This window comes from Candidatus Zixiibacteriota bacterium (assembly GCA_040753875.1).
Lineage (GTDB): Bacteria > Zixibacteria > MSB-5A5 > GN15 > FEB-12 > DATKJY01.
Genome location: JBFMDV010000027.1, coordinates 43,431 through 55,879, shown reverse-complemented (window position 1 = coordinate 55,879; position 12,449 = coordinate 43,431). Strand labels below are relative to the sequence as shown.

9 protein-coding genes are annotated in these 12,449 nt (G+C 56.2%); 6 read left to right on the top strand and 3 right to left on the bottom strand.

Features of this window, described 5'->3' with window-relative positions; genetic code table 11:
• The first annotated feature begins 5 nt into the window (after positions 1–5).
• The 6 genes from AB1644_10790 to AB1644_10765 all read left to right on the top strand — a co-directional run bounded on the left by AB1644_10790 (position 6) and on the right by AB1644_10765 (position 8,377).
• Positions 6–659 carry a cytochrome c oxidase subunit 3 family protein gene (locus tag AB1644_10790; GenBank protein MEW6051534.1) on the top strand — a complete coding sequence of 218 codons (654 nt, stop codon included), beginning with the start codon at positions 6–8 and terminating at the stop codon, positions 657–659.
• Positions 660–668: 9 nt separating this feature from the next.
• Entirely contained in the window at positions 669–1,094 is a 426-nt protein-coding gene (locus AB1644_10785) for a cytochrome C oxidase subunit IV family protein (protein ID MEW6051533.1), read from the top strand.
• Between the two features lie 89 nt (positions 1,095–1,183).
• The gene (locus tag AB1644_10780; GenBank protein ID MEW6051532.1) at positions 1,184–2,716 is read left to right on the top strand and encodes a COX15/CtaA family protein; all 1,533 of its coding nucleotides are present in this window, start codon (positions 1,184–1,186) and stop codon (positions 2,714–2,716) included.
• The gene (locus tag AB1644_10775; GenBank protein ID MEW6051531.1) at positions 2,713–3,126 is read left to right on the top strand and encodes a DUF420 domain-containing protein; all 414 of its coding nucleotides are present in this window, start codon (positions 2,713–2,715) and stop codon (positions 3,124–3,126) included. The genes AB1644_10780 and AB1644_10775 overlap by 4 nt, the downstream gene beginning before the upstream one ends.
• Positions 3,127–3,243: 117 nt before the next feature.
• Positions 3,244–5,577, top strand: a complete 2,334-nt coding sequence (locus AB1644_10770; GenBank protein MEW6051530.1) for a DUF5686 family protein — start codon at positions 3,244–3,246, stop codon at positions 5,575–5,577.
• Positions 5,578–6,277: 700 nt separating this feature from the next.
• Positions 6,278–8,377 (top strand): methyl-accepting chemotaxis protein, encoded by a 2,100-nt coding sequence (locus AB1644_10765; protein ID MEW6051529.1) that lies wholly within the window; start codon positions 6,278–6,280, stop codon positions 8,375–8,377.
• Between the two features lie 103 nt (positions 8,378–8,480).
• On the opposite strand, the gene AB1644_10760 is transcribed toward AB1644_10765, so the two are convergent.
• Genes AB1644_10760 through AB1644_10750 form a run of 3 tightly spaced genes read right to left on the bottom strand, consistent with a single transcriptional unit; the run spans position 8,481 to position 12,448 of the window.
• Complete coding sequence (locus AB1644_10760) at positions 8,481–10,421, bottom strand: acetoacetate--CoA ligase (protein MEW6051528.1); 1,941 nt, start codon at positions 10,419–10,421, stop codon at positions 8,481–8,483.
• A 30-nt stretch (positions 10,422–10,451) separates the two neighbouring features.
• On the bottom strand, positions 10,452–11,429 hold the full coding sequence (locus AB1644_10755) for a flavin reductase family protein (protein ID MEW6051527.1): 978 nt from the start codon (positions 11,427–11,429) through the stop codon (positions 10,452–10,454).
• Positions 11,426–12,448 carry a fumarylacetoacetate hydrolase family protein gene (locus AB1644_10750; protein ID MEW6051526.1) on the bottom strand — a complete coding sequence of 341 codons (1,023 nt, stop codon included), beginning with the start codon at positions 12,446–12,448 and terminating at the stop codon, positions 11,426–11,428. Before AB1644_10750 ends, AB1644_10755 begins: the two co-directional genes overlap by 4 nt.
• Position 12,449: the final 1 nt, after the last annotated feature.

The following is a 12,449-nucleotide window of genomic DNA, read 5'->3' as shown; positions in this document are numbered from 1 at the left end:
TATCAATGGCCATGACGCACACTGACACGCATAAGAGCCATCTGGCGCACCATTTCAGCGATGGCGAGCAGCAGAAAGAAGCAGCCAAACTGGGGATGTGGCTGTTCCTCCTGACGGAAGTGCTGCTGTTCGGAGGACTGTTCTGCACCTACGCCATTTATCGCTCGTGGAATCCGGACATGTTCCATAACGCCCACAAAGTGCTCAGCCTTCCGCTCGGTACGATCAACACGATCGTGCTCATCACCAGCTCGGTCACCATGGCGCTGGCCATTCGCAGCATGCAATTGGCCAACAAGAAGCAAACCATGTGGTATCTGGCCACTACACTGCTACTGGCCGGTACGTTTCTTGTGATCAAATACTTTGAATACGCGCACAAGATCCACGAAGGGCAACTGCCGGGGAGATTCTACACATTCCAGGGGATCGAGGGGACCAACCCGCACGTGTTTTTCTCAGTCTATTTCATGATGACCGGGCTGCACGGGATTCACGTTATCGGCGGAATGACGGTGATCGGATGGCTGTTGTATCGGACTTCGAAGAATCACTTCTCTGCGGCATACTACACGCCTATCGAGATGACCGGGTTGTACTGGCACCTGGTGGACCTGATCTGGATCTTTTTGTTCCCGCTGTTTTACCTGATTGGATAGGAGCGACACATGAGTGCGAACGCCCAGACTCATCATATTCTTCCCATCCGCGTGTACCTGGCCGTGGGGACCGCACTTCTGGTATTAACGGCTGTCACTGTGTGGGTGGCCGGGCATGATTACGGCGAATATAATCTGATTGTGGCAATGATCATCGCCGCTGTGAAGGCCTCGCTGGTGGCGGCCTATTTTATGCATCTGAGATATGATAATAAGGTGTATCTGGCGGTGTTCGTGGGAGCGCTCTTGTTTCTGGCCGTGTTCATTATACTCACAATGCTTGATACGCTTCGTCGGGGGGATGTCAACGCGATTGAGACCGGCCCGATCGACCAGAATGCCGTCATCTATCAGCAGCAGGTGATAGATACATCCCATACCGGGGCAATGAAATCGGTCGACAGTGCCTCAACTCATACATCGCCCGCAAAATAGTCCTTGCGGCTTTCCTCCGGAGGCAACCATCTTTTGATTCCGGCCGGCGAACTCCTGGAACCTGACCGGCCGCGAAGGGTAGACTCGACATGAAAGCGTTTCGTCGCCTGGCGTTTGTTGCCACTATTGCCACCTATCTTCTGATTTTCATGGGGGGGCTGGTGCGTGTCTCAGGCGCCGGTCTGGGGTGCCCGGACTGGCCGCGCTGTTTCGGACGATGGATCCCGCCGCTCTCTGCGGCTGACCTCCCATCGGGTATCGACCCAGCCCAATTCAATTTCACGCTTGCCTGGATCGAGTATTTCAACCGGCTGTGCGGTGTGACCGTGGGGCTGTTGATTCTGGCCACGGCGATCGTGGCGCTGGCGAAATTTCGGCGCGAGGCCAGGATCGTGTGGCCATCACTCGCGGCGGCGCTTCTCACTGCCTATCAGGGCTGGCAAGGAGGGCGCGTGGTGGCCTCGGAACTCCAGCCGCTGCTGGTGTCGGCGCACCTTCTGATCTCATTTCTCATCGTCAGTCTGCTCATGTACGTCATGCAGCGCACGTACTTCATGGGCGAAGCAACATCAGGTGAAGAGTCTACGTACCCGCGCCATGCTCGCGCATGGGCGGTATTTCTGTGGATCGGTGCTTTGCTTCAGATTATACTCGGAACACAGGTGCGATCCGGGATTGAGACGGTCAGCAGAGAGTTTCCACTCCTTAGTGATCTGCAATGGCTCAGCCGGGTGGGCGCGGCATACGATCTGCACATGATATCGGGGACCTTGTTGGCGCTCGCTACCTGGGTAATCGGATTTGCTATCGTCAAGATGGCATCGCACCCGACCGGTATGGTCAGGCGGGTCGTGTGGGGGATGATGCTGGTGATGCTGGGTCAGGTACTCCTTGGACTCGCGCTGGCGACGGCCGGATTGACACCGGTACTTCAACTATTTCATCTCTGGCTGGCCGGTGTCTACATCGGACTGGCGCTCATGCTGTATTTCGGGTTGGGCCAGAAAGCAGCCGTCGTGTCCGATTATGGTAAAGGATTGGCCCGTGTGGCGGCGCCGATCGCCGGACTTGTTATGCTGGCCGTGATAGCGGCGCTTGCGGTGACTCGTCAGGCGGAGGCCTCGCGTCAGAATATCCCGGTCCTGTACGACGTCCCGTCGTTTTCATTCGTGGAGCGAAACGGTGAGCCGTTTGGACTCGCTGAGTTGAAAGGCAAGATCAGTGTCGTGGATTTCATTTTCACCAGTTGCCGTGGTCCCTGCCCGTACATGAGTGCGAGCTTCGCCGAGCTGTACCGGCAATATGCGCATTCCGACAAGGTCCAACTGGTCTCGTTCACGGTGGACCCGGACACTGATTCGTTGCCGGTACTTCGTGAATATGCCGCCCGCTTTGGTGTAACAGATAACCGTTGGCGCTTCGTACGAGCACGAACGGACCAGATTTCGCAGTTCTGCGAGGAGGGGTTTAAGGTGAGTGGTGATCTTCCGGGAATGCACAGCACCAAGTTCATTCTGGTCGATGGCAATGCGAGAATTCGCGGCTATTTCGATTACGACAGTCCGGCAGCCATCGAGTCGCTGCGATCGCAGATTCAACAGCTGGTCAGAGAACTTCCGTGAACTACAGTCTGCTGCCGACGGTCAACGCGTGCTTCAATCTGCTCAGCGCGTGTCTACTACTTCTGGGCTACGTGAATATCAAACGGGGGCACGAGGATATTCACAAGCGGTTCATGCTCGCGGCGTTGACATCCTCGGCGCTGTTTCTGATCGGCTATCTGGTATACCATTACGAGGTCGGCTCGGTGCCGTATCCGCACCATGATTGGACACGGCTGGTCTATTTTGTCATTCTGATCCCGCATTCTATTCTGGCGGCCGTGATGGTACCGTTCATTCTGCTGGCGGTGCGGCATGCGCTGAAAGGGCGGTTCGACAAGCACCGGCGGATAGTCACCTGGCTCTGGCCCGTATGGATGTTCGTCTCTGTGACTGGCGTAATAGTCTATATGATGCTGTATCACCTGTAGTTTTATGAAACCGCCGCGACGACGGTCCGTACAAGGGGAATCTGGAGCTGTTAGTTGATATTTGCATGTAATTGGAAGTCACTCTGTCTTGCCGTCGCGATTTCAGCTTGCAGAGTAATGGCAGTCGCACAGCAGACACCCCATCAGGGAACTGTTTCGGGACAGGTGACCGACTCGACCACCGGCCTGCCGATCTCGGCGGTGACTGTCCAGCTGGAGGGGACCGGCATTTCCACGCTTACCAACGACGAGGGAAGATACCGCCTGCTGCTTTCGGCCGGCTCCCATGTAGTCAAGTTCAGCCACGTGGCATACTACTCTCAACGAGCCACAGTCGTGATCGCACAGCAGGATATTACGCAGGATATCCGACTGCAGCCATCGCTCATCGAAATTCGCGGCATTCGCGTGTATGAAAAAGCGTATGATCCGGCCCAGCAGATCATCATCGAAGCGATCGCCCGCAAGAAACAGATGCTCGCCAAACTGCGCGACTACAGTTTCGATGCCTACGCGAAGCTCGTGGTGCGGGATCGCAAAAAGCCGGACTCCACGAATATATTCCTGATCGTCGAATCTCAGGTGACCGGCCTTTGGGAACGTCCGGACAAATACAAACAGACGGTCGTGGCGAGACGCCAGTCCGCCAATGTGCCGGCCGATGCCATACTCATATTGTTTGGGGACCTGCTTAGTTTCTACCAGAACCGGGACGAGATGGGCTCCCAGCGGATCGTCACGCCGCTGGCCGACGATGCGCTGGATCATTACAACTTCTACCTGCTCGACACCATTCAGGCGGATAACAAACGCGTATTCGTTCTGGAGATCGAGCCGAAGAACCAGGTCGACCCGTTGTATGTGGGCAGGATCCAGATCGCGGACTCGAGTTTCGGCGTCGTGAGTGCCGACCTGGGGTGGAACGACGGTGTCCGCTTGACAGGCGTTTCGGACGCACACCTGCACATGGATTTCGCCCAGTTCACAAACGAGTACTGGATGCCGGTCGAGATCGACATGGCGGCGCGATTCAAGCTGGCGGTGCCACTGCCCGGGTTTCCCAAGGATATTCTGATATCATATGTCGCATCGCTGCACAGTTATCGGCTGCAGGAAGGAATGCCGCCAGGGAGTTTTGGCGAGGTGGCCTATGAGATATCACCGCAGGCAGACAAGGTCGATTCCGCTGCCTGGAACCGCGGCCAGACCATTCCTCTGACCACTCAGGAACTGCGCGGGTATGCCCGGATCGACTCGATACAACGCGCGCGACCGTTCGTCAAAAAAGCTCTGCCGCTGGCGCTGGCCTTGCCGCTATTCGCAACCACACAGCATGATCTGTTTCATTTCAATCGTACCGAGGGGGCGTATGCGGGCCTTGGCGGGCGATTCAATAACCGGAAGGCCGCGACGGAAATCCGAGCGAAGGCGGGCTACGCCTTTGACGCGCGCTACTGGCAGTTCGCGTTTGGCGCCACACGCACCCTCTCGGAGCGGCAGAAGCTGACCCTGGGAGCAGAGTACCACAACGAGATGCGTCACCGGCCAACACTGTCGAGCGGAATTGGCGGGAACGCGACACTATCGGCTTTGTTTTTCAAATCCGATCCCTTCGACTATTTCCGCGAGGAAGAGTTCAGCATCTATTCGGGTATCAAACTCGTTGACCGCACGCGATTCAGCCTTGCGTATCACGATACGCATCAGCAGTCGACGCCAACCCGCACCGATTTCAGCCTCTTCGAAAAGGACAAGGTAGTACGGGATAATCAGCCGATCCTCGACGGACAACTCCGTTCGGTGACAACGGCACTCACGTATGATTCACGGCCATTGCTCCGGCGCAAGGGGAAAGACGAGCGATTGTTCGAGACGCAGTATACGAACGTGACGGCAGAGATCGAGAGATCGTCTCCAACTTTCTTGAACAGCGATTTCGATTTTGTCAGGTATGCCGTGTCGGTCGATCGGCGACAACAGGTACTTGGTCTGGGAACTTCGACTCTTCGAGCCTACTGGGGCGGGTCCGACAAGGCGCTGCCGCCGCAACGGTATTTCACCGTGGATCATAACGTCTGGTCGTTTTACTCGATCATCGGGTTCCAGACACTGGGAGAGCACAACTTCTACGGTAACCAGGTGCTGGCCGTTACGTTGCAGCACGATTTTGGCCGACTCCTCTTTGCGAAAAGCCGACTTCCGTTCATGGAGAGGATACCGTTCACGCTGAACGTACACGGTGGGGCGTTCTGGACCGACTTCAGGGATCATGCGCCTCAGACCGGTGACCGGGGTCTCTGGTCCGCCCGCACCGCTTACTCGGAGCTTGGCTTTACTGTCGGCAACCTGACGCCGTTCCTGGTCCCCTTCAACCTGGCACTCAGTTTCACGTGGCAGCTTTCCGCATACGATACCAATCGGTTCTCCCTGGGATGGGGAATCGCGTTCTGAGCGCACGTGTCGGCTAAGCCCCGTTCCTAACTGAAACGTTTCGCCAGGACTTGACAGTCCGAAAATTGAGCATTATCGCATTTCCGTCCGTAGCCGAACGCCCCATCCCTAACCTCCACGACACCAGCGCCCGAATCACATGGTAATACTACTCCATGTTGGAGCGGGGCATACCATCTACTGGAGCGACATCTACGGAGGGGTTCGGCGGCATGACGCACATACAATCACGAAACAGACAACGGAGGGACCGGGCAAGGATTCTGTTCCTCATGTTCATTGTAGGGTTGGCACTTGCCTTAGCCATGCAGGTGGTCCTGGCGGCCGAACGGCCTGGTGAACCGACCAAAGTGCAAGCAGCAATGGCTCGACTGGAAACAACCACGACCAAGTTGTTGCGGCCGAACTCGGCTGAGGCGGCCTTAGGCGCACTGGTGACAGCCGCGCCTTCACAAGATCAGACTCTCCAGCAGCATTTGAAATCCGGCACGACTGGTCGAACCGGTCGAGCTTCGTCGGAGCCGGCGAAGTACCGAAGAGCAGCAAACTTACTACAGCATTTGAGGTCAAGTATGGCTTTTAGAGCGACTGCCGTGGCTGCATCTAACCGACGGCACAGCAACAGATGGTGAATTGTCATCAAGACAGTATGAGACATGTACGGGAATTCAAGCAAGTAGAGGTAAGCGGAGGATTTGCCATGAGCTGGAAGGACATCAGAATCGCGAGCAAGCTATATATCGGCTTCGGCATCGTGATTGCAATCATGTTAACTTTGGCAGGGTTCAACCTGTTCAATTACAATGGCATCAAAGCATCTGCCCACCACAATCAAGAGGTTGTGTACCCGATTCTGGACGGAACCAACGAACTAATCAAGGCAACCATTCAGGTACAGCAGTATTGCAGCGATATTTCAGCGACGAGAGGTCTCGACGGATTGAGCGACGGGCTCGGGCTTGCGGATAGCGCCGCCAAAGAATTCCGGGATCAGCTCCAGAAGCTCTACGATCTTGATCCCGAACACAAGGATCAGCTTAAGTCGATGGGAACATCATTCGAACAGTACTACAACGCAGGAATCGAGATGGCGGCGGTGTATGTCAAAGATGGACCAAAGGCGGGCAATAAGCTCATGGCCGGGTTTGATGCCACGTTCATGGAGATTCAGGAGAAGTTGAAGGCGTATGAAACTGAGGCCGAAGCGGAATTCCTAGTGGGGATGGAGCAAGTTGAGTCCACAACCGCCCGAGCCAATTCAATCGGGATCATTCTGGCAATCGTCTCCTTCTGTCTTAGTGCGTTGCTGGCCTTTTTTATAGCTCGCGGCATTGCGCGTCCGGTCAATAGCATTGCCAAGGTTGCCGAAGATATCGCCATTGGGGATATTCAGCATGTTATCGATATCAATCAGAAAGATGAGGTAGGCCTTCTGGCTGCATCGTTCCGCAAATTTATTGACTATATGAAGGAACTGGCTACAGCTGCTGAACAGATTTCTACCAACAACCTGACCGTTCAGGTGAAGCCAAAGTCCGAGAAAGATATTCTCGGCAATTCGTTTCAGACTATGACGACAAATCTCACAACGATAATTCGGCAACTGGACAGCAATGCCCGCGAGCTGGTCAGCGCCGCCACCGAGATCGCCGCTACCTCGGAGCAGATGGCCCGGGGCGCCAAGGACCAGGCGGACCAGGTGAACCAAGTGTCAACGGCCGTTGAGGAAATGACGGCCACAATCCTGGAATCCTCGAAGAACGCGTCAGAGGCGACCAACTCGGCCAAAGGGGCCGCCGACACCGCAACGGGCGGTGGACAGATCGTCAATGACACGATTCAGGGGATGCAGAAGATCGCCGACGTGGTTCGTGAATCGGCCGAATCGATCACCAAACTGGCCAAATCGGCGGACCAGATCGGGGAGATCATCGGAGTCATTGACGACATCGCCGACCAGACCAACCTGCTGGCGCTGAATGCCGCCATCGAGGCCGCCCGCGCCGGAGAACAGGGCCGCGGTTTTGCCGTGGTGGCGGATGAGGTGCGTAAGCTGGCCGAGCGAACCGGCAAGGCGACCGGCGAGATCACCGAAATGATCAAGGGGATTCAGAAGCAGACCGACGATGCGGTCAACTCGATGGAGGCGGGCATCCAGCAAGTGGACAAAGGGCGCGACCTGGCGGACAAAGCCGGCAGCAGCCTGAACGAGATCGTCGTGATGGCGCAGCGTGTGACGGATATGGTCCAGCAGATCGCCACCGCGGCCGAAGAACAGTCGTCGGCAGCCGAGCAGATATCGAAGAACATCGAGCATATTTCCTCGGTGACCAAGGAGACGGCGACCGGCGCCGAGCAATCCGCAGCAGCGGCCGAAGAATTGAACCGCCAGGCCGAGGGTCTGAGGCAGATGGTGGCGACGTTCAATGTATTGGGTGCTGATACTGGAATCTTGGCCCTCGCCAAACAGCAGCACGGAACTTACATGCACAAGCTCGAGGCAGTACTAGATAGTCGCGCCAATTTCAACGATTGGAAGGTCCTGACACATCGCGAGTGTCAGTTTGGAAAGTGGTACTATTCCGAGGGGCAGAAAAAGTATTCTCATCTCAACGGGTTTGCTTCGATCGAGGACTACCACAAACGGGTGCACCAATCGGCCAACCAGGCGGTGGAGGCGCTGAAGGCCGGAAACAAAGATCAGGCGCGCCGGTATCTCCAGGCTGCCGAGGCCGCCTCGCGTGACGTGCAAGAGGCGCTCGATCGACTGTCACAGGCCATGTCGGTACATGCGCACTGACATTGACCGGTTGGGAATTTGGAACAAGACGAGGGACAGGCACAACCTGTCCCTCTTATTTTTGAGCAGCCAAGCGAACGGGGATACTGAGCTGCGAAAGTCGTTAACCTAAAGCCGCAATATTCACGAACTGGTCGAGCGAACGCGGATTAGCCAGCGACTCACTGTTCGGGACCTTCTCGCCATGGATCACGCGAGTCACGGCCACCTCCACTTTCTTGCCGTTCAACGTGCGAGGAACTTCCCTGATCGGAAGAACGACCGCGGGCACGTGGCGCGGCGTGGCGTGGTTGCGGATAGTCTCGCGAATACGTGACTTGAGAGCCTCGTCCAATTCGATCCCTTCGGCCGTCACCACGAACAATACGACCCTAACGTCGTGATTCCATCGCTGAGCCACCACGATACTGTCGGATATTTCAGGCATGGCTTCGACCGCGTTATATATTTCAGCAGTGCCGATGCGCACGCCGCCCGGATTCAGGGTGGCATCCGAACGGCCGTAGACCACAACCCCGCCGTTTTCGGTAATGCGGATGAAATCGCCGTGCCGCCAGACGCCAGGAAAGACCTCGAAATAGGCCGAGCGATACTTGAAACCATCGGGATCATTCCAGAAGTAGCTCGGCATCGATGGAAATGGGGCGGTGCAGACCAGTTCACCGGTCTCTTCGATGACCGGACGGCCGTTGTCATCGTAGGCTTCGACTTTCATCCCCAGCCCGCGGCACTGGATCTCCTCTGAAAAGACAGGCAGAAGCGGATTGCCGAGCATGAAGCAGGAGATGATATCAGTGCCTCCGGAGATCGATGAGAGTTGCAGATCCGACTTGACGTTCTTGTAAACCCATTCAAAATTGTCACTGGACAATGGCGAGCCGGTGGAAAGGATCGTCCGCAATGACGACAGGTCGAAGTCTCTCTTCGGAATCAGTCTGGCATGCTGGCAGGCGGTTAGAAAGCGGGGACTGGTTCCGAAGATGGATATCTTCTGTTGCTCGATCGCTTGCCAGAGTACTTCAATGTTCGGATACGAGGGGCTTCCGTCATACAAATACACGGTCGCACCGACCATCAGAGAACTCACCAGCCAGTTCCACATCATCCAGCCGCAGGTGGTGTAATAGAAGATTGTGTCTTCGTGCCTGAGGTCGGTGTGCAGCGCCAGCTCTTTGTAATGCTGTACCAGTGTTCCTCCCCCGCCGTGGACCATGCACTTGGGGATACCGGTGGTGCCGGACGAATACAGAATATACACGGGATGATCGAATGGCAGCTCGGCAAATTCGATATCCGCTGCGTTATTGTCGAGCAGAGTCTGCCAGTCGATCGCACGATTGATGTCTGTCGTCCCAAAATCCGAGCTTGACGGTATAACTACGACCTTAGATATCTGCGGAATTTTCTCTACAAGATGCTGTACGCGGTCTGTCAATTCAACCGTTTTCCCCTGATAGACATATCGGTCGACCGATATGAGCACTTTTGGCGTAATCTGTCCAAACCGGTCGACCGCTCCCTGGAGTCCGAAATCCGGCGAGCAGGAGGACCAGACCGCCCCGATACTTGTCACCGCGAGCATAGCGATCACCGCTTCGGGGATGTTCGAGACATACGCAGCAACCCGGTCTCCCGGACCAATGCCCAACTCCCGCAGTCCGTGCGCGCATTTGGCTACCAGGCGATGTAATTCGTCATAGCTGATCTGCGTGGGCGGCTCCGCTTCGCGCTGGGCGATGATCGCCGGCCTGGCGTGGCGATGTCTAAGCAGGTTACGGGCAAAATTGAGCCGCGCGCCTTCAAACCACTTTGCACCGGGCATCGTTCGTTCGGAGAGAACACGTGAATATGGCTGCGAGTGGATTATTTCGCCGAATTGCCATACAGCTTCCCAGAAGGATTCGATATCGCTGATGGACCACTGGTACAACGCGTCATAGCTCGCAAATGCCCCCCCGGTCCGTTTTTCCGCATACGCCAGAAAACGCGACATGTTGCTCTGCTCGATGCGCTCATGTGTCGGACACCACAGCGGCTCTTTCATTGAAGTGGGGACTCCTGCCGATACGAGAGACTATGTCTGGTGCCCGGTGCGGTGACCGAGCAGAAGCACCTTCCAAGCGAATTCAATATCGTTGTGTTCGAGCGCACATTTGGCGGACCGTTCCAGCAGGTGCCGGGCGAGCGGGGAGCCGGTGGCCAGAAGATATACGCATACGCGCGTCATACCGTGGTAGTTACTACGCTGCTCAAACCGGTGAAGCGCATGCTCGTCCCCCTCGATCGGCGTTAAATCGGCAACAAACGAAGTCACTTCTTCTTCGGCAGGAATTCGCTCGGTGTTGCCAAGCTGCCCAAGATTGTTGGCGCTGAGGACAGTTGAGGTCCTAATGAACTCCGGCAACTGGTCGTATCCGATGCCGCGTCTTTCGAGCGGCTTCTTGACATAAAAGATAGCGTCGCCGGAAGCTCGCGTGTAAAAGTCGGCGCTGTTGCGGCCAACGAGATCGATAAAGTCCGGGTGAATGACACCGTCCTTAAAGATGTCCTCCGCTACGTGAAATCGCAGCACCTCGCAGATCGCCAGATTGCCCGAGCCGGGACCGTCGCCAAGATGAACCATTTCTTTGAGCGTGCACTCCATTTGAAACGGCGACTCTTTCACACGCGGTGGCTTGACGAGATCCGAAGGAACCGGGGTCAGGCCGGTCTTTTGGAATTCGTCGACCCCCTCAGCGTATTCTGTGGAAGCGAGACTGACCTGCTGGACCATCGCATACGTGACTGCCTGAATGACACACTCCTTAGTGGCCATCAGATTCGAGTACGTGTGTTTGATGCTGCCGTCTCGTTGCCGGCGGGAGGGGGAGAAGGCCACGGTGGGTGGGTTGCCGCCGAACGCGTTGAAGAACGAAAAAGGGGAGAGGTTGACATCACCTTTGGCGGAGATCGTCGAGACGAGGGCGATTGGACGTGGTGCCACACCCCCCTGAAGAAGGGTAAATATCTCTCGGACGGAGACATCCTTCGGATTGATATCTCGCATGCTCATGCGGTTCTCTTCCTGGCGAGGATCGAGTGGTCGTGAGGCGCTTTCTTGATGACGTTTTTTAGTTTCCCAAGACCGGTAATCTCAAGCTCGATAGTGTCTCCTGCCTGCAGCCACGTCGGCTGAAACTTTTCGCCGCGCTCTTTGGCTCTGAGGGCACCGCTGCCGTTCAGTTCGAGATAACAGCCGGTGCCGACCGTGCCCGAACCGATAACATCCCCCGGATACAAGTCGACACCGTATGAGGCACGCTCGATGATTTCAGCAAACGTCCAGTTCATCTCCTTCATGTTGCCGTCGGAGACCTGTTTGCCGTTATGGAACGCCTTCATTTGAAGGTCCCAGGTGTTTCCGTGCGGCGTGGAAATCTCATGGGCATCGATCTCGTCTGGCGTCACCAGCCAGGGGCCGAGCGCGGTGGCGAAATCCTTTCCTTTGGCCGGTCCGAGGCTCAGTTTCATCTCATCCATTTGGAGGACACGCGCCGAGAGGTCGTTCATGACCATGAAACCGGCGATGTAGTGATGGGCATCATGCGTTTCAATATTGCGGCCTCTTTTCCCGATGACGATAGCGGCCTCCAGCTCGAAATCAAGTTGCTGCAGGTGGTCGCTTTCCACGGTGACATCCCCCGGGCCGAAAATGCTGTGATGATTGGTGAAATAAAACACGGGGAACTGGTCGAACTCGGGAATCATCTCCAGTCCGCGGTTGCGACGGGCGGTGGCGACGTGCTGGCGGAAAGCGTACCCGTCGCGACAGGAAGTCGGGTGCGGCACCGGTGCCAGGAGGTGGTACGTGGAACGCGGAATCGCCTTGGTGAATCGTCCCGACTGATGTGCCTCGTGTACGCGCCGGGCGCGATCCATATAACGGTCTTCTCCTTTGAGAAACTCAGCCATGGTGGCCGGAAGGTCCAGCGAGAGATGGGCGGCGGCTTCTTTCACATCGATGACGTCACCGTCATACCACAGCCCCAGGCGCTCGTCTCCCTTATGTGTGACAATACTGACGAACTTCACT